This is a genomic window from Streptomyces sp. NPDC001532 (genome assembly GCF_040298625.1).
In the GTDB taxonomy this organism is placed as follows: domain Bacteria; phylum Actinomycetota; class Actinomycetes; order Streptomycetales; family Streptomycetaceae; genus Streptomyces.
In genome coordinates this window covers 56635-74903 of record NZ_JBEPAL010000027.1, presented here as the reverse complement: position 1 = coordinate 74903, position 18269 = coordinate 56635, and the positions used below count along the sequence as shown (strand labels likewise).

Annotated in this window: 15 protein-coding genes and 1 pseudogene; 6 read left to right on the top strand and 10 right to left on the bottom strand. The window is 73.2% G+C overall.

What is annotated here, in order from left to right:
* Window positions 1–18: 18 nt before the first annotated feature.
* From ABT232_RS23920 to ABT232_RS23890, 7 genes are all read right to left on the bottom strand, one after another.
* Window positions 19–1104, bottom strand: a complete 1086-nt coding sequence (locus ABT232_RS23920; protein WP_351843153.1) for a Zn-dependent alcohol dehydrogenase — start codon at window positions 1102–1104, stop codon at window positions 19–21.
* 14 nt (window positions 1105–1118) lie between these two features.
* A complete protein-coding gene (locus ABT232_RS23915) occupies window positions 1119–2507 on the bottom strand; it encodes an aldehyde dehydrogenase family protein (protein WP_351843151.1) in 1389 nt (462 codons plus the stop codon).
* Between the two features lie 202 nt (window positions 2508–2709).
* Window positions 2710–3939, bottom strand: a complete 1230-nt coding sequence (locus tag ABT232_RS23910) for an MFS transporter (protein WP_351843149.1) — start codon at window positions 3937–3939, stop codon at window positions 2710–2712.
* An 82-nt stretch (window positions 3940–4021) separates the two neighbouring features.
* A complete protein-coding gene (locus ABT232_RS23905) occupies window positions 4022–5437 on the bottom strand; it encodes a CitMHS family transporter (RefSeq protein WP_351843147.1) in 1416 nt (471 codons plus the stop codon).
* A gap of 156 nt (window positions 5438–5593) precedes the next feature.
* Window positions 5594–7825: a molybdopterin oxidoreductase family protein gene (locus ABT232_RS23900; protein ID WP_351843145.1), complete on the bottom strand. Its 2232-nt coding sequence runs from the start codon at window positions 7823–7825 to the stop codon at window positions 5594–5596.
* 106 nt (window positions 7826–7931) lie between these two features.
* Entirely contained in the window at window positions 7932–8549 is a 618-nt protein-coding gene (locus ABT232_RS23895) for a TetR/AcrR family transcriptional regulator (RefSeq protein WP_351843143.1), read from the bottom strand.
* Window positions 8550–8578: 29 nt separating this feature from the next.
* Window positions 8579–9130, bottom strand: coding sequence for a hypothetical protein (locus tag ABT232_RS23890; protein ID WP_351843141.1), 552 nt, complete (start codon window positions 9128–9130; stop codon window positions 8579–8581).
* A 206-nt stretch (window positions 9131–9336) separates the two neighbouring features.
* Between ABT232_RS23890 and hmgA the strand changes: the two genes are divergently transcribed.
* The 6 genes and pseudogenes from hmgA to ABT232_RS23860 all read left to right on the top strand — a co-directional run bounded on the left by hmgA (window position 9337) and on the right by ABT232_RS23860 (window position 16433).
* Window positions 9337–10662: a homogentisate 1,2-dioxygenase gene (gene hmgA / locus ABT232_RS23885; RefSeq protein WP_351843139.1), complete on the top strand. Its 1326-nt coding sequence runs from the start codon at window positions 9337–9339 to the stop codon at window positions 10660–10662.
* Between the two features lie 28 nt (window positions 10663–10690).
* Window positions 10691–11440: a GntR family transcriptional regulator gene (locus ABT232_RS23880; RefSeq protein ID WP_351843137.1), complete on the top strand. Its 750-nt coding sequence runs from the start codon at window positions 10691–10693 to the stop codon at window positions 11438–11440.
* 57 nt (window positions 11441–11497) lie between these two features.
* Window positions 11498–12658 (top strand): type ISP restriction/modification enzyme, encoded by a 1161-nt coding sequence (locus ABT232_RS23875; RefSeq protein WP_351843135.1) that lies wholly within the window; start codon window positions 11498–11500, stop codon window positions 12656–12658.
* A 247-nt stretch (window positions 12659–12905) separates the two neighbouring features.
* Window positions 12906–14294, top strand: a complete 1389-nt coding sequence (locus tag ABT232_RS23870) for a cellulase family glycosylhydrolase (RefSeq protein WP_351843133.1) — start codon at window positions 12906–12908, stop codon at window positions 14292–14294.
* Window positions 14295–14450: 156 nt separating this feature from the next.
* Window positions 14451–15203: pseudogene (locus tag ABT232_RS23865) on the top strand (cellulose-binding protein); the annotation flags it as partial.
* Between the two features lie 33 nt (window positions 15204–15236).
* Window positions 15237–16433, top strand: coding sequence for a CaiB/BaiF CoA transferase family protein (locus ABT232_RS23860; protein WP_351843131.1), 1197 nt, complete (start codon window positions 15237–15239; stop codon window positions 16431–16433).
* Between the two features lie 41 nt (window positions 16434–16474).
* Here ABT232_RS23860 and ABT232_RS23855 read toward each other — a convergent pair whose 3' ends face one another.
* From ABT232_RS23855 to ABT232_RS23845, 3 genes are all read right to left on the bottom strand, one after another.
* Complete coding sequence (locus ABT232_RS23855; protein WP_351843129.1) at window positions 16475–16744, bottom strand: hypothetical protein; 270 nt, start codon at window positions 16742–16744, stop codon at window positions 16475–16477.
* A 126-nt stretch (window positions 16745–16870) separates the two neighbouring features.
* A complete protein-coding gene (locus ABT232_RS23850; protein WP_351843127.1) occupies window positions 16871–17677 on the bottom strand; it encodes an anti-sigma factor in 807 nt (268 codons plus the stop codon).
* Window positions 17674–18264 (bottom strand): sigma-70 family RNA polymerase sigma factor, encoded by a 591-nt coding sequence (locus tag ABT232_RS23845; protein WP_351843236.1) that lies wholly within the window; start codon window positions 18262–18264, stop codon window positions 17674–17676. The genes ABT232_RS23850 and ABT232_RS23845 overlap by 4 nt, the downstream gene beginning before the upstream one ends.
* Window positions 18265–18269: the final 5 nt, after the last annotated feature.

Below are 18269 nucleotides of genomic sequence, written 5' to 3'. Positions count from 1 at the left end.
ATGGATCAGCGGCACCGGTCAGAAGACGACCAGGGCCCGCCCGCCCTTGCCTGCCAGCATGTTCTCGAACGCCGCCGGGATGCCGTCCAGCGCGATCCGCTCCGTCACCAGCGCGCCCAGGTCCAGGCGCCCCTCGCGGACGTGCCCGGCGAGCACCGGAAGGTCCCGCGCGGGGTCGCTGTTGCCGTAGACGCAGCCGGACAGGGTGCGGCCCCAGTGGAAGATCTCCAGGGCGTTGAAGGTGACCTGCTGGTCCTTGCCGCCGATGCCGACGACCGTGGTGCGGCCGCCGCGCCGGGTGGACTCCCAGGCCGCGCGGATGGTCACCGCCCGGCCCACGCACTCGACGGCCACGTCGACGCCCTGCCTGCCGGTGAGGGCGCGGATCTCGCGCGGGGTGTTGTCGGAGGCGACGACGTAGTCGGTGGCGCCCGCCGTCCGCGCCAGCTCCTCCTTCTCCGGGGAGACGTCCACGGCGACGATCTTCGACGCGCCCGCGATCCGGGCGGCCTGGAGGGCGGCGAGGCCGACCCCGCCGACGCCGAACACGGCGACCGTCTCGCCCTCGCGGACCTTCGCCGAGTGGTGGACCGCGCCGTAGCCGGTGAGCACGGCGCAGCCGAGCAGGGCGGCGTCCGCGAGCGGCACGCCGTCGGGGGCGGGCAGCACGCAGTTCACCGGCACCACGGTCTCCTCGGCGAACGCGGCGACGTTCAGGCCGGGGTGCAGCTCGGTGCCGTCGTCGGCCCGGCGGGCGTGGACGGCGCCGATGCCGCCGAGGGCGTTGGCGCACAGCCACACCTCGCCGAGCGCGCAGGCGGGGCAGTCGCCGCAGGAGGGCGCCCAGTTGAGGACGACGTCGTCGCCGACGGCGACCTGGGTGACGCCCTCGCCGACGGCGAGCACGGTGCCCGCGCCCTCGTGGCCGAGCACGGCCGGGAGCGGCACCTTCATGGTGCCGTTGGACAGGGACAGGTCGGAGTGGCAGACACCGGCTGCGGTGAGCCTGACCCGGACCTGGCCGGGTCCGGGGTCGGGCAGCTCGATGCCGGTGATCTCCAGCGGGGCGCCGATGGCGGGCACGACGGCGGCACGGACGGCCATGACAGATGACTCCCTTAGAACTGGAGGGACTTGGTCTGGAGGTACTCGGCCAGGCCGTGGCTGCCGAGTTCCCGGCCCACGCCCGACTGCTTGTAACCGCCGAACGGCGCCAGCGGGTTGAAGCGCCCGCCGTTGATGTCGACCTGCCCGGTCTCCATGCGGCGCGCGAAGGCGACCGCCTCCGCCTCGTCGGCCGCCCAGACCGCGCCGGCCAGGCCGTACACCGTGCCGTTGGCGATGCGCAGGGCGTCGTCCTCGTCGTCGTAGGGCAGGATCACCAGGACCGGGCCGAAGATCTCCTCCTGCGCGATGGTCATCTCGGGGGTGACGTCGGCGAAGACGGTGGGGCTGACGAACCAGCCGCGCTCGCGCGGGGCCTCGGGGCCGCCGGCGACCAGCCGGGCGCCCTCGGCGACGCCCTTCTCGATGTAACCGCGCACCCGCTCCTGCTGCTTGGCGTTGACCACCGGGCCGATGCGCTCGCCGTACTTGGCGGCGGCGGCGCCGGCCAGCTCGACCGCCTCCTCGTAGCGGTCGCGGTGGACCAGCATCCGGGTCCAGGCGCTGCACGTCTGCCCGGAGTTGGACATCACGTTGGCCACGCCCACGTTGACCGCCTTGGCCAGGTCGGCGCCGGGCAGGATCACGTTGGCGGACTTGCCGCCGAGTTCCAGGGCGACCTTCTTGATGCCGGAGCCGGCGAGCGCGCCGATGCGCCGGCCCACGGCGGTGGAGCCGGTGAAGGAGACCAGGTCGACGTCCGGGTGCTCGGCGAGCGCCTGGCCGGCGACCGGGCCGAGCCCGGTGACCAGGTTGAACACACCCGCGGGAACGCCGGCCTCGTGCACCGCCTCGGCGAACAGCTGGGCGGTGAGCGGGGTGTCCTCGGCGGGCTTCAGCACGACCGTGCAGCCCGCGGCGAGCGCCGGGGCGACCTTGGCGACGATCTGGTGCAGGGGGTAGTTCCAGGGCGTGATGGCGGCGACCACGCCGATCGGCTCCTGGTAGACCACGGAGTTGCCGACCTTCTCCTCGAAGGCGTACTCGGCCGCGAGCTTCGCGTACGAGCCCGCGACCGCGATGGGGGCGCCCACGTGCACGGTCTGCGAGAACTTCAGCGGGGAGCCGAGTTCGGCGGTGACCGTCTCGGCGATCTCCTCGGCGCGCGCGACCAGGATGTCGCGCAGCGCGGTCAGGCGGGCGGCGCGCTCCGCGGGCGGGGTCGCGGCCCAGCCCGCGAGGGCGGCGCGGGCGGCCCGGACGGCGTTGTCGACGTCCAGGGCGCTACCGGCCGGCACCTGACCGATGACCTGCTCGTCGGCCGGGTTCACGACGTCGATGACGTCCTGTCCCGCGGCCGGGCGCCAGGCGCCGTCGATGTACATGCCGTCATGTGCCTTCATCGCGTTCCTTCCGGCGGGCCTCGTCCTCGAGCCCCCAAACTAGCGCCGTTAGTTTTACGGCACCAGGGGCGTCCCGCATGGCACGGCTCACCCTGCCCGGCGGCGGGTCGGAAGTCGACCCTCGCCCGGCTGTGGACCGTGTCACCGACGCGGCGAGATCCCGGTCGCACACGGGTGCCGCGCAGTTGCGGGTGCCGCTCGCTCAGGCGTCGCTGCCGCGGCGGACGCGGGAGGCGCGCGCCCGCGGGCGCTCCTCGGCGGCGGGCCGCACGGGCGAGCGCAGCGCCACACCCGAGGAGAGCAGGAGCAGCACCCCGAGCATCACGAACGGCGCGGCCACCCCGACCACTCCGGCGACCAGGCCCGCCGTGGCGGGCGCGGCGACCTGGCCGAGGCGGTTGCCGGTCAGCCGCAGGGCGAGGGCGGTGGAACGGGCGCCCTCGGGAGCGGCCTGCACGACCGTCGTCATGGACAGCGGCTGGCCGACGCCGAGGCAGAACCCGAGCGCCGCCAGCATCACGGCCAGCGCCCACACCGGCACCGGCACCGCGACGCCCGCGCAGAGCACGGCGGCCAGCAGACAGGTCACGGTGAGCAGTGCGGTGCGGCCGAGCAGCCGCAGCAGCGGGGTGAGCACCAGCCGGCAGGCGATGGTGGCCGCCGCCCGCAGGCTGAGCAGCAGGCCGATCACGGACGGGGCGATGCCCCGGTGCTCGCCGAGCACCGGCAGATAGGCGGTCAGGATGTCGGTCGCGGAGAGCACGGAGAGGCTGATCAGGATGCCGGCGGGCACGCCCCGGGCGCGCAGGATGCCGCTCACCGGCACCCGGGCGCCCGCCGCCGGACGGGAAGCCGGCGTCGTACGGCGGTGCTCTATGCGCCACAGCGAGGTGAACGCGACGGCGGCGCCCGCGCCCGCGACCAGCAGGGCGAGCGCGCTGGTGCCCGCCATGTCGGGGCCGCCGATCAGCGCGCCGGCCGCGATCGGGCCGATCAGCTGGCCGAGGGAGGCGCCGATGGTGAAGTGGCCGAAGTTGCGGTCCTGTTCGTGCGGGGCGGACTGGCGGGCCACCAGCGACTGGGCGCCGATGACGAAGGCGAGGTGGCCGAGGCCCATGACCCCGCTCCAGACCGCCATCGCCCCCAGCGAGCCCGCCTGGCCGCTGAGCACACAGCCGCCGGATATCAGCACCACTCCGGCGGGCAGCAGGGGCGCGCAGCGGCCGTGGTCGGTACGGCGGCCCAGCGGGACGGCCGCGAACAGCGGGAGGAGGGCGTAGACCCCCGCGATCACCCCGACCGCCCGCTCGTCGGCGCCCAGCGCGAGGGCCCGGTAGGAGACGGCGGGCCGGGCCATCGACACCGCCCCCTGCGCGAAGCTGAAGGCGATGACGAGGCGGAGCAGCCAGCCGCGGTTCCCACCGGGCCTCATGGTTCTTACCTCCGGGAAGAGTTCGAGGGCTCTGGATTCGCGGGCCGTGGACGCGCGGGCCGTGGGCGCGTGGCCGGCGCCGTCAGATGATGCCGAACAGGATGCCCGCCGCGAGGATGACCAGACAGGTGAGGGCGGCCCACTTGACCACGAACCGGGTGTGGTCGCCGAACTCGACCTTGGCCATGCCGACCAGGACGTAGACGGCCGGGACGAGCGGGCTGGACATGTGCAGCGGCTGGCCGACGAGCGAGGCGCGGGCCATCTCCAGCGGCGAGACACCGTGCGCGGCACCGGCCTCGGCGAGCACCGGCAGGACGCCGAAGTAGAAGCCGTCGTTCGACATGAAGTAGGTGAGCGGCAGGCTCAGGACGCCGGTGACGAGGGCCATGTGCGGGCCCATGCCGGCGGGGATGACGTCGACCATCCACTTGGCCATGCTGTCGACCATGCCGGTGCCCTGGAGGACGCCGGTGAAGACGGCGGCGGCGAAGACCATGCCGGAGACGTTGAGGACGTTGTCGGCGTGGGCGGCCAGGCGAGCCTTCTGGTCGGGGATGCGCGGGAAGTTCACGGAGAGCGCGAGCGCGGCGCCGAGCAGGAACAGCACCGGGATCGGCAGCAGCTCCATGATCATGGCGGTGAGCAGGGCGATGGTGAGCAGCGCGTTGAACCAGTAGAGCCTGGGGCGCAGGGTGTCGCGGTGCGGGTCGAGGCCCTGGAAGCCGTCGTCCTCGTCCGCGGCGGCGTCGGCGTCGGCGTCCGTGCCGGAGCCCGAGCCGCCGGCGGCCTTGACCGTCCCCCGGTCCCCGGAGCCCGTGCCCGTGCCCGTGCCGACCAGGACCGTCTCCTTCTCCTCCACCAGCACCTCGTCCAGCGTCAGCGTGCCGAGCCGCTTGCGCTCGCGCAGACCGAGGACGTAGGAGAGGCCGATCACGAAGAGCAGGCCGACGGCGAGGGCCGGGATCATCGGGACGAAGATGTCGCTGGCGTCCAGCTTCAGCGCGGTGGCCGCGCGGGCGGTGGGGCCGCCCCAGGGCAGCGTGTTCATCACGCCGTTGGCCATGGCGGCGACACCGGTGAGGACGACCAGGCTCATCTTCAGCCGCTTGTAGAGCGGGTAGAGCGCGGAGACCGTGATCATGAAGGTGGTCGAGCCGTCGCCGTCCAGCGACACGATCGCGGCGAGCAGGGCCGTCCCGACGACGATGCGCATCGGGTCGGCCTTGCAGAACTTGAGGATGCCTTTGACGATCGGGTCGAAGAGGCCGACGTCGATCATGACCCCGAAGTAGACGATGGCGAACATCAGCATCGCCGCGGTCGGGGCCAGGCTGGTGACGCCGTCGATGACGTAGTCGCCCAGGTGGGCGCCCTTGCCGACGAAGACGCAGAAGAGTGCCGGGATGAGCACGAGCGCCGCGATCGGCGACATCTTCTTCATCATGATCAGGACCAGGAAGGTCGCGATCATGGCGAAGCCGAGGATGGTCAGCATGAGTGGATACCTAACGTTCGCCCTTGAACTCCCACCTGGGTCGGCGGTGCGATGGACGTTAGGTCCCGCCAAGCAGCGTTAACAAGACGTTGACATGCGAGCAATAAGCGCAAAACTGCTGGTCACAGCTTTGCTCAGGTCAGCGTCCATGACATTTCAGGCCACCGGGACGAGTTCGACGGGGACGCCGTTGAGGACCGCGTTGCCGGACAGCGGGTCGAGCAGGCTGCCGTCGAGGAGCTGGTTGACGTTGACGCCGGGGTCCGCGGCGGCATGGCTCATGCGAGTGCCCGGCCGGTCGTGGCCCCAGCCGTGCGGCAGGCTGACCACGCCCCGCCGCACCCCGTCGGTGACCTCCACGGGGACGGTCACCTCTCCCCCGGCGCCCTTGACCCGCACCGGCGCCCCGTCGCGCACGCCGAGGCGTTCGGCGTCCTCGGGGTGCAGGTGCAGGGTGCAGCGGTTGGTGCCGCCGGTGAGGGCCGGGATGTTGTGCATCCAGCTGTTGTTGGAGCGCAGATGGCGGCGGCCGACGAGGAGCAGTCCGGCGGGGCGCTCGGCCAGGGCCTGCCGCAGCCGGGGCAGGTCGGCGGCGATCGGGGCGGGCAGCAGCTCCACCTTTCCGCTGCGGGTGCGCAGCGGCCGCGGCAGCCGCGGGCGGAGCGGGCCGAGGTCGATGCCGTGCGGGTGGGCGAGCAGTTTCCGCAGGCTCAGCCCGTCCTCGTGGGCGCCGAAGCCGTCGCCGTAGGGGCCGAGGCGCAGCATCATGTCGAGCCGTCGCTCGGGACCGGTCTCGCCGGTCAGCAGTGCGGCGAGTTCACGCGGGTCGCGGCCGTGCACCGGGGAGTGCGGGTCCTTGACGGCCTTGCCGAGGGTCTGGTCGATCACCATCGTGTCGACGGCGGCGGGGTCGGCTCCGTGCATGCCGCTCGCGGCGAGCACCAGCCGCGCCAGGATCTCCGTCTCGGCCATCCGGCCGGGCTCCAGCGGGATCGCGGGGCGGGTGTAGCGGACCTGGTTGCGCACGGCGAGGGTGTTGAAGGCGAAGTCGTGGTGCGGGCTCTGCGCGGGCGGGGGCGGCGGCAGTACGACGTCGGCGTGCCGGGAGGTCTCGTTGAGGTAGGGGTCGACGCTGACCATGAAGTCGAGTGAGCCGAGGGCCTTGTCGAGACGGTCGCCGTCGGGTGTGGAGAGCACCGGGTTGGCGGCGATGGAGACCAGCGCGCAGATCGGCTCGCCGTCCTCGGTGGCGGTGTCGATCTCCTCGGCGAGCGCGGAGATGGGCAGTTCGCCCTTGGCCTCGGGGTGCCGGCTCACCCGGGAGTGCCAGCGGCCGAGCGCGAAGCCCTTGCCGGGGCCGGCGGGGCGCGGTGTCCGGTCGGTGGCGGCCTGCGGGAAGAGGGAGCCGCCGGGCCGGTCCAGGTTGCCGGTGAGGACGGCGAGCACGTCGACGAGCCAGCTGGCGAGCGTGCCGTGCGGGACGGTGCAGCTGCCGATGCGGCCGTAGACGGCGGCGGTGGGGGCGGCGGCCAGTTCGCGGGCGAGGGTGCGCGGCACATCGGCGTCGACGTCACAGGCCGCGGCGGCGGCCTCGGGGGTGAAGTCGCGTACGGCTTCGCGCAGTTCGTCGAGGCCTTCGAGGTGCGGGGCCAGCTCGCCGACGTCGACCAGGTCCTCCTCGAACAGCACGTGCGCCATCGCCGCGAGGAGGAGCGCGTCCGTGCCGGGGCGGATCGCGATGTGCCGGTCGGCGAGCCGGGCGGTGCGGGTGCGGCGCGGGTCGATGACGGTGAGGGTGCCGCCGCGGGCCTTGAGCGCCTTGAGGCGGCCCGGGAAGTCGGGGGCCGTGCACAGGCTGCCGTTGGACTCCAGCGGGTTGGCGCCGATCAGCAGCAGGTGGTCGGTGCGGTCGAGGTCGGGCACCGGGATGGCGTTGGCGTCTCCGTAGAGCAGGCCGCTGGAGACGTGCTTGGGCATCTGGTCGACCGTGGAGGCGGTGAACAGGCTGCGGGTGCCGAGCGCGCCGATGAGCAGCGGCGGGTAGAGCGCGCCGGCCATGGTGTGCACGTTGGGGTTGCCGAGGACGACGCCGACGGCGTTCGGTCCGTGCCGTTCGACGACCGGGCGCAGTCCGGCGGCGACCGCGTCGAAGGCCTCCGCCCAGGTGGCCTCGCACAGTTCGCCGTCCCGGCGCACCAGCGGGGTGCGCAGCCGGTCGGGGTCGCCGTCCACGGCGCCGAAGGAGGCGCCCTTGGGGCAGATGAAGCCCTGGCTGAAGACATCGTCGCGGTCGCCGCGGGCGCCGGTGACGGTGGTGCCCTCGATGGTGAGGGTCAGCCCGCAGGTGGCCTCGCACAGGGGGCAGATACGCAGGGCGGTGCGGGACACGGGTCCTCCCGGGCAGGCGACGGCGATGACGCGCGGACGCCGCCGAGCATACCGACCGGTAGGCATGTTGGGGAGGGTCTGCGCGCCTCTCCCCAAAGGCTCCGGTTCAGTCCAGCGCCCGCGCCAGATACGACCGCAGCAGCTCCCGCATCTCCGCGATGATCCGCTCGTCGCCCTGCGGATCCATCCGGAAGGCCAGCTGGACCAGTGTGTCGGCGGTCTCCACGGCGATCAGGAACATCCGGCGCAGATCGCTGTCGGGGGTGCGATCGAGATGACCGGCGAGCAGCTCGGTCAGCCGGTCGGCGACCCGGTGGTTGGGCTCCGCCTGGCGGGCGCCGACGGGGATCTGGTTGCCGAAGTCCACCAGGGAGAAGCCGGGCGCGGTGCGCTTCATCGCCAGGTACTCGTCGATCACGGCGTCCATGGCCGCCCGCCAGTCGCCGGGTCGCGCGCCGCCCAGCCGGCCGGCGATCCGCTCGGCGTACCGCTCCAGGTTGCGCTGGGCGAGCGCGTCCGCCATCTGCCGCTTGTTGCCGAAGAAGCGGTAGACCGAGCCGATCGGGACGCCGGCCCGCTCGGCGACGGCGCGGGTGCTCAGCGCGTCGTACCCAGCCTCGTCGAGCAGGTCGGCACAGGCGTCGAGGATCCTGGTCAGCCGTTCGGCACTGCGGCGCTGGACGGGCGCGCGGCGGAGCGTGGTCGCGTGGGGCACGGGCTTCATGATGCCTTTCCGGAGCGGTCCGGTGAACCTCACCCCCCAGTACGCGTACCGGTGGCCTCGGCACTCATCGCGGCGGTCGGTCCGGGGTCCGAGGCGGTGATGTCGGCGGTGCTCTCGACCGGCTCGCCGTCCACCGCCCAGACCGTGCCGTCGTCGGCGTAGAGCCGGGCGGTGACGTGGTGGGTGCCGCGCGGGACGAGACGGCCGGGCAGCCGGTACTCGGGGCCGCGCAGCTCGGCGACGAACCGGCCGTCCACGAAGAGCCGGGCGGTGCCGCGCCCGGCCACCGGCTCCTCGGGCGCCCCTCGCACCGAGAAGCGGAAGCCGTCCAGGGTCAGCCGCACCCGCCAGCTGGTCGCGGCCGGGTCGGGCTGCACCTCGATGCCGACCTCGGGGGCGTCCTCCTCGTCGACCTGCCGGTAGGACCGGCCCTCCTCGTCCCTGTCCTCGAGCACCTTGCCCACCGGCGCGGGCGTCACATCGCCCGCCTCACCGGTGCCACTGGTGCCGCAGCCCGCGGATCCGGCCAGCAGAAGGACACAGACCGCGAGCGCGGCGACTGATCCGCGCGTCCACGACATGCCGGCGAGCCTAGAACACCGGTACGACACCTCGAATCCCCCTGGAGTCTGGTTCCGGTGGTCCCGTGGTAGTCCCCCGAGAGGAGGAGGGGAGAACGAACTCACCGGGACTGTGCGCGGGCCTCTTGCGCACACGAAACCGCAATCCTACGGTGATGCATAGGAATGAGCGGTCCACAGATCGACGGCACAGGGAGCAGTGATCAATGAGCGGGGACGCGCGAAAGACCGCCGAGGGGCTGACGTATCTCTCCGGATTCGGCAACGAGCACAGCTCGGAGGCGGTGCCGGGCGCCCTGCCGGAGGGCCGCAACTCGCCCCAGCGGGCCCCGCTGGGGCTGTACGCGGAGCAGTTGAGCGGTACGGCGTTCACCGAGCCCAGGGCGCACAACCGCCGCTCCTGGCTGTACCGGATCCGCCCCTCGGCCGCCCACCCGGCGTTCACCCGGGCCGGCAACGGCGCCCTGCGCACCGCGCCCTTCACCCAGACCGTCCCGGACCCCAACCGGCTGCGCTGGGACCCGCTGCCCGACCCGGCCGCCGGGACCGACTTCCTGGCCGGCCTGTGGACCCTCGGCGGCAACGGCGACGTCACCCAGCGCACCGGCATGGCCGTGCACCTGTACCACGCGGACACCTCCATGGACCGCGTCTTCAGCGACGCCGACGGCGAGCTGCTGATCGTCCCGGAGCGCGGCGGACTGCTGCTGCGCACCGAGTTCGGGCTGCTGCACGCGGAGCCGGGCCATGTGGCGCTGATCCCGCGCGGGGTCCGCTTCCGGGTGGAGCTGCTGGACGCCACCGCCCGCGGCTACGTCTGCGAGAACTACGGCGCCCCGTTCCGCCTCCCCGACCTCGGCCCGATCGGCGCCAACGGCCTGGCCAACGCCCGCGACTTCCGCGCGCCGGTCGCCGCGTACGAGGACGTGGAGGGGCCGGTGGAGGTGGTGAACAAGTTCTGCGGCAACCTCTGGACTGCCACCTACGACCACTCGCCGCTCGACGTGGTCGCCTGGCACGGCAACTACGTGCCGTACGTCTACGACCTGCACCGCTTCAACGTCATCGGCACCATCTCCTACGACCACCCGGACCCGTCGATCTTCACCGTGCTGACCTCGCCCTCGGACACCCCGGGGCTGGCCGGCGTCGACTTCGTGGTCTTCGCGCCGCGCTGGCTGGTCGGCGAGGACACCTTCCGGCCGCCGTACTTCCACCGGAACGTGATGAGCGAGTACATGGGCCTGATCGAGGGCGCCTACGACGCCAAGACGGCCGGAGAGGGCGGTTTCGTGCCGGGCGGCGGCTCGCTGCACAACATGATGTCGGCGCACGGCCCGGACCGGGAGACCTTCGACCGGGCGAGCGCGGCCGAGCTGCGCCCGCAGAAGATCGACGACGGGCTGGCGTTCATGTTCGAGACCCGCTGGCCGCTGACCCTCACGCCGCAGGCGGCCCGCGCGGACCACCTCCAGCAGGGGTACGACGACGTCTGGCAGGGCCTGGAGCGGCACTTCCGCCCCTTGCACTGACGAATCCGCAACCGGTACGGATGGCCCCGTGACCTCCTTCGCCCCGGACTCCATCGTCCTGAACCGCAAGCTGCCGCTCTGGTACCAGGTGTCCCAGTCGCTGCGCGCCTCGATACTCGGCCGCTCGCCCCGGGACCCGCTGCGCCTGCCCACCGAGGAGCAGCTGGCCGGGCACTACGGCGTGAGCGTGCTGACCATGCGGCAGGCGCTGAAGGAGCTGGAGGACGAGGGGCTGATCACCCGCCACCGGCGGCGCGGCACGTTCATCGAGCCGCACGCCCGCCGGGGCGCGCCGGTGCGGCTGCTCGGCTCGGTGGACGCGATCGTGGCCCAGCAGTCCGGCATGACGACCGAACTGCTGGACCACGGCCGCGCCGCCCCGCCGGCCGAGGTCGCCGAGCACTTCCCGGACCTCGCCGAGGCCGGGGCCTACCACCGGCTGCGCAGCGACGCCAAGACCGGCGAGCCGACCAACCACGCCCGCAACTGGGTCCGGCCCGAACTCGCCGACCGCATCGACCTCGACGACCTGGTCCGCTGGCCGATGACGAAGGTGCTGCGCGATGTCCTCGGGGCGGACATCAGCCGGATCACGGACACCGTCGAGGCCCGCCTCGCCGACCCGGAGACGGCCCGGCTGCTCCAGGTCCCGCTGCTCAGCCCGATCCTGCACTACACCGGCGTCACCTACGACGCGGACGGCCGGGCGCTGGACGTGGCCGTCATCCACTACCGCGGCGACCGCTTCTCCTTCACGGTCACCCTCGACGCCACCTGAGACCCGACGCCACCCGAGTCCCGACGCCGCCCAGGGCCGGCACCGGCCCGTCGTACGATGCCGGGCGTGACGTTCGACGACGCTCCGCTGCTGGCGGACCTCATGCCGTGGTCCGTCGCACCACCGCGGCTCGGCCGCGGCTGGCCGGCGGCCCCCGACCCCGCGTCCCTGAAAGCCCGTTGGAACGCCCTGGTCACGGCGGACGGCCCGGACCGGGAGGCCCTGTTCGAACCGACCCGGGCCCGCACCCTGCGCAGCGCGGTCGGCCAGCTGCCCGGCCAGTCCACCGGCACCCAGCGGCTGCTGCGCGCCACCGGCCCCTGCCCGGAGCCCGTCCGCGTGCTGGCCGCGCCCTTCGACGAGCAGTGGCTCATCCCCGACCACCGCCTCATCGACACCGCCCGCCCGGAACTGTGGCGGGTCGCCGACGCACACCAGGTCTTCGCCGTGGAGGTGCCGGAGGAGCCGGCGCTGCCGCTGCTCGCGACCTCCCTGCTGCCCCTGCTGCGCCCCGGCCCGGTCCGTCCGCTGTACCGCCGTCCCGGCGGCACCGAACCCAACCTGGCCCCCGGTCTGCTGGAGCACCTGGCCGACCGGCTCGGCGGCCGGCCGGTCACCCCGGTGGACGTCCTCGCCTGGACCCTGGCGACGGCCCGCCCCGACCACGCCGTCCCCCTCACCACCGACACAGACCTCTGGTCCACGGGCGTCGCGCTGGGCCGCCGGCTGCTGTGGCTGCTGCGCCGCGACGGCGAGCGCCCCAAGCTGCCCGGCGGCCGCCGGCCCTACGTCCGCGCCCCGCTCCCCGCCCGCCCCACGGTCCTGCGCTACGACCGCGAGGAGGAGACCCTCCTGCTGGACGAGGGCCGCATCTCGCCGGTGCCGCCCGAGGCGTGGGACTTCGAGACGGGCGGGACGCGCGTCCTGGAGCAGTGGTTCGCCACCCGCACCGCCGCCCCCGAGCCGGGCACCCTCGCCGCGATCCGCCCGGCCGGCTGGCCGCAGCGGTGGACCTCGGAACTGCTGGAACTCGTCACGGTCCTGACACTGATCGCCGAACTGCTCCCCCGCAGACGGGAGCTGGCCCTCACCGCCCCGCTCACGGCGACGGAGCTGACCGAGGCGGGCATCCTCCCCGCCCCGGAGCCGGCCCGCCGCCCCGCCTCGGTCCTGGACCACCAGGAGGAGGGCCCGGAGGGCCAGTTCGCGCTTCTCTAGGGCCGGCCGCGAGTTCCGCGGTCGGATGTCTGTACGCCGCCCACGCACCGGTGTACGGTCTCGGCCCGATGGACTTTGGGAGCGCTCCCATTCAGATGTTCCCGCTCCGCTTCGCACGACGACGACAGTTCGCACGGCTACGACGGTTCGCACGACGACGACAGTTCGCACGACGACGACAGTTCGCACGACGACGACAGTTCGCACGACGACGACAGTTCGCACGACGACGATGAGGAGGAACGTGGTGAGACGCTTTCTCGCCCTGCTGGCGACCTGCGCGACGGCCCTGGGTCTCACGGCGCTGGCCGGGCCCCCGGCGGCCGCCGCCACCGGCTGCAAGGTCGACTACACGGTCACCAACCAGTGGCAGGGCGGCTTCCAGGCCGGGGTGAGGATCACCAACCTGGGTGACCCCGTCAGCGGCTGGACGCTCAGGTTCACCCTGCCCGACGCCGGCCAGAAGGTCGTCCAGGGCTGGAACGCCACCTGGTCGCAGTCCGGCTCCGCGGTCAGCGTCACCAACGTCGACTGGAACCGCACCCTGGCCACCGGCGCCGCCACCGACCTGGGCTTCACGGGCTCCTTCACCGGCGCCAACCCCAAGCCCACGGCCTTCACGCTCAACGGCGTGACCTGCACGGGCTCCGTCGGCGGGGAGGAGCCGCCGCCCGACCCGGACCCGGGCCCCGGTACCGGCACCCCGGTCGACGTCAACGGACAGCTCCGCGTCTGCGGCGTCAACCTGTGCAACCAGTACAACCGCCCGATCCAGCTGCGCGGCATGAGCACCCACGGCATCCAGTGGTTCGCCAAGTGCTACAACAGCGCCTCCGTGGACGCGTTGGCGAAGGACTGGAAGTCGGACCTGCTGCGCATCGCGATGTACGTCCAGGAGAGCGGCTACGAGACCGACCCGGCCGGCTTCACCAGCCGGGTGAACAGCCTGGTCGACATGGCCGAGGCCCGCGGCATGTACGCGCTGATCGACTTCCACACCCTGACCCCGGGCGACCCGAACTTCAACCTCGACCGGGCGAAGACCTTCTTCGCCTCCGTCGCCGCCCGCAACGCCGCCAAGAAGAACGTGATCTACGAGATCGCCAACGAGCCCAACGGCGTGAGCTGGACGGCCATCAAGAACTACGCCGAGCAGGTCATCCCGGTGATCCGCGCCGCCGACCCGGACGCCGTCGTCATCGTCGGCACCCGCGGCTGGTCCTCGCTGGGCGTCTCGGACGGCTCCAACGAGACAGAGGTCGTCAACAACCCGGTCAACGCGACCAACATCATGTACGCCTTCCACTTCTACGCCGCGAGCCACAAGGACAACTACCGCGCCACGGTGAGCAGCGCGGCCGCCAAGCTGCCGCTCTTCGTCACCGAGTTCGGCACGGTGAGCGCCACCGGCGGCGGGGCGATGGACCGCGCGAGCAGCGTGGCCTGGCTGGACCTGCTCGACCAGCTGAAGATCAGCTACGCGAACTGGACCTACTCCGACGCCGACGAGAGCAGCGCCGCCTTCAAGCCGGGCACCTGCAACGGCACCGACTACAGCAGCAGCGGCGTGCTGACCGAGTCGGGGGCGCTGCTGAAGAGCCGTATCAGCACCGCCGACTCCTTCCCGACCAGCTGATCCGCCCACTCCTGGGCACACGGGGAGCGCTCCCGGCTTTGGGAGCGCTCCCAATCTCTCCTCCCCTCACCTTCCGACACGTCTCGGAGGCCCCCCATGCACCTCCCTTCCCCGCGGTTACCCCGCCGCCCCTGGGCGGTGGTCCTCGCCGCCTCCTGTGGCGGAACCGGCACCACGCCGCCCCCGACCACGCCACCGCCCACCACGCCGCCGCCGAGCGCCGACTGCGGCACCGCCGTGCTCTGCTCCGACTTCGAGGACCAGAGCGGCCCCGCCCCGTCCGGCGCCTGGCGGTTCACCGCGCCCGACTGCCAGGGCACCGGCACGGCCGCCGTCGACACCGCGGTCGCGCACAGCGGCGGCACGTCGCTGCGGATCGACGGCAAGGCGGGCTACTGCAACCACGCCTTCGTCGCCGCCACCGCCGACCTGTCCTCGGTCGGCCCGGTGCTGCACGTGCGCCTGTGGGTCCGCCACACCACCGCGCTGCCCGCCGCCCACGTCACCTTCGTCGCCCTGGCCGACACCTCCCAGGGCGGGCGCGCGCTGCGCGTCGGGGGCCAGAACGGCGCCCTGCAGTGGAACCGGGAGAGCGACGACGCCACCCTGCCCGCGCAGAGCCCGGCCGGGGTGGCGCTGAGCCGGCCGCTGCCGACCGGAAGCTGGCAGTGCCTGCGGTTCGCGATCGACACGAGCGCCCCGAAGCTGGACACCTGGCTCGGCGCCGAGCAGATCCCGGGCCTGCACGCCGACGGCGTCCCCACCCAGGACGTCGACCAGCAGTGGCTCGCCCGCACCACCCCGCCCCGCCCGACCGCCCTGCGCCTGGGCTGGGAGAGCTACGGCACGGGTGACGACACGCTGTGGTTCGACGACGTGGCCGTCGGCTCCGCGCCCATCGGCTGCTGACAAGGCCCCGGGGCAGGGGTGATGATCCACCCCATGGACCGTCTCCCCCTGCCCCTGGAGGGCATCACCGTCGTGGCCGTCGAACAGGCCGTCGCCGCCCCGTTCGCCACCCGCCAGCTCGCCGACCTCGGCGCCCGGGTGATCAAGGTCGAGCGGGTGGACGGCGGTGACTTCGCCCGCGGCTACGACACCGCCGCCCGCGGTCTGGCCTCGCACTTCGTGTGGTGCAACCGCGGCAAGGAGTCCCTCGCGCTGGATCTGAAGGACCCGCGCGGACTCGATGTCGTACGGCGTCTGATCGCGGACGCGGACGTGTTCGTGCAGAACCTCGCGCACGGGGCGGCGGCCCGGCTGGGACTCGACGCGGCGACCCTGTGCGCGGCGCACCCGCGGCTGATCGCCGTCGACATCTCGGGCTACGGCGCGACGGGGCCGTACGCCGGCAAGCGGGCCTACGACATGCTGGTGCAGTGCGAGGCCGGACTGGTGTCGGTGACCGGGACGCCGGAGCAGCCGGTGAAGGCCGGGATCCCGGCGGCGGACATCGCGGCGGCCATGTACGCCTTCTCCGGGGTGCTCGCGGCGCTGGTGCGGCGGGGCACGACCGGGCGCGGCGGGCCGGTGGAGGTCTCGATGCTGGAGGCGCTGGCGGAGTGGATGGGGCATCCGCTGCATCACGTGATGCACGACGGCACCGCCCCGGCGCGCACCGGTCTGGCGCACGCGGTGATCGCGCCGTACGACGCCTACGGCACGGCGGACGGCGGGCGGGTGCTGCTGTCGGTGCAGAACGACCGGGAGTGGCGGCGGCTGGCCGAGCGGGTCATCGAGCGCCCGGAGCTGGGGACGGATCCGGCGTACGCCACGAACGCGGCACGGGTGGCGAACCGGGAGCGCACCGACGAGCTGGTGGCGAAGGCGCTGGGGCTGCTTCCGGCCGACGAGGCGCTGGCGCGGCTGGAGGAGGCGGGGATCGCGTGCGCCCGGCTGCGGGACGTACGGGAGGTGGCCGGGCATCCGCAGCTGGCGGCGCGGGAGCGGTGGCGGGAGGTGGGGTCGCCGGTGGGGCCGTTGCGGGCGCTGCTGCCGCCGATCACGATGCCGGGTGGGGAGACCGCTCGGATGGGTGACGTACCCGCGCTCGGCCAGCACACCGGGGCGCTGCTTCGTGCCGTGGGGATGACGGACGACGAGATCGCAGCCTTGCGCCGGGACGGTGTGGTGGCCTGAGCGCGGGTTCTGGGAGCAACCCCCCGGCGACGCCGGTGCGGTCAGCGACCGCCGAACAGGGTGCGGCGGAGCCGGCGCAGCGGAGCGAAGAGCGAGACGCGGCTCACTCGGACGTTCGTGGCGCTGGGGGTGTGTGCGGGTTCGCGCGCGGTCAGCTCACGCATCAGCGAGGTCGCTTCGGCCGTCTTCTGCTGCGGCACGGCGGGACCCGCCAGTACCGCGAGATGGCGGTCGAGGCGCGTACTGGTCGCGCTGCTACCGCAGGTGATCGCAGGGACCCTCGCCCTGCTGCGCACAGTTATCTGTTCCATGTCACTCCCCACCCGTACGAGTCCACCCGGCCCGGGCAGGGTAACCCTATCGCCCCCTCGGGGCACTCGTGTATCGAGGTCACAGGATTCACCTTCCCTGCAAGGGTGTTGACAACCCTTTCTCGATTACTCTCCGAATCCAACCGAATCCAGGGCGAGTTGGACAACTGGCCTGGTCGTGGGCTGGGCTGATCCGCCGTCGGGCTCGACGGTCACTGCGAGTGAGGTCGCGGTGCTCTCCAGGCCCGCTGCGACCAAGGGCGTGTCGCCGTCGAACAGGCCCAGGGAGCGCGGTTGCGCATGGGGGCGCATGAGCCACAGCTGGTGCACGCGTTCGCCGGGCGGTTCGCCGTACCCGCCCAATGTGACCACCGCGCGCCCCTCGGAGACGGAGGCGATCACCGAGATCGTCCGGCCCCGCGCGTCCCGCCCGGTCGTGGCGCGGGCGTCCTCGGCCGCCAGGACGTGGGCGATCTCACGTGACCGGTCGCGCTCCGCGGCGAGTTCGCCACGGGTGCGGTCGGCCTGGACGGCGAAGAGCGCGGCGACGACGAGCGCCGCGGCGGCGGTCGCGGTCGCGAACGGCACCAGCAGGGGGCGCGTGCGGGGCGTACGGGTGCGGGACGGTGGCGGCCGCGTGCCCCAGACATGCGGTGGCAGCCGCGGCGTGTGCCCCGCGGCGGTCTCCTGCGGGGTGGTCCGTACGGCGGCCAGCACCCGCTCGCGCAGCCCGGGCGGCGCCGGTTCGGCCGCCGACCAGGCCAGCCGCACCGCGTCCTCGGACAGCGCCCGCACCTCGGCGTCGCACCGCCCGCAGCCCGCCAGATGCCGCTCGAACCGGCGCCGCTCCTCGGGCCCGAGGGCGTCCAGCGCGTACGGGGCGGCCAGGGAGTGCGGGTCGGTGCGGCGCAGGAGTCGGTCGAGGACGGTCATGCCGCACCCCCCAGGCAGTCGCGCAGCCGGGTCAGCCCGTCCCGCATCCGGGTCTTCACCGTGCCGAGCGGCAGCGACAGGCGTTCGGCGACCTCACGGTAGGTGTAGCCGTCGTAGTAGGCGAGGGTGACGGACTGGCGCTGGAGCGCGGTGAGGCGGTCCAGGCAGCGGCGCACCCACTCGCGTTCCAGGCCGGCCTCCACCTCCTCGGCGACATGGTCGAAGGCGGGCGCCGCGGCGCGCAGCGCCTCCCGCTGCTCGCGGTCCACGGCCGCGCGGGCGCTGCGCACCCGGTCCACGGCCCGGCGGTGGGCGAGGGTGAGCACCCAGGCGAGCGCGCTGCCGCGCCTCGGGTCGAACCGGGATGCGGACCGCCAGAGTTCCAGCAGCACCTCCTGCGCCACCTCCTCGGACTGGGCCGGATCCCGCACCACTCGTTTCACCAGTCCGAACACCGGACCGGACACCACGGTGTACAGGTCCTCGAAGGCCTGCTGGTCACCGCCCGCCACCCGCAGCAGAAGCTCGTCCGCCCCCACTCGCGCCCCCTCCTGTCTCCTGCCGGACTGTCTCCTGTCGGACGGGATTACGG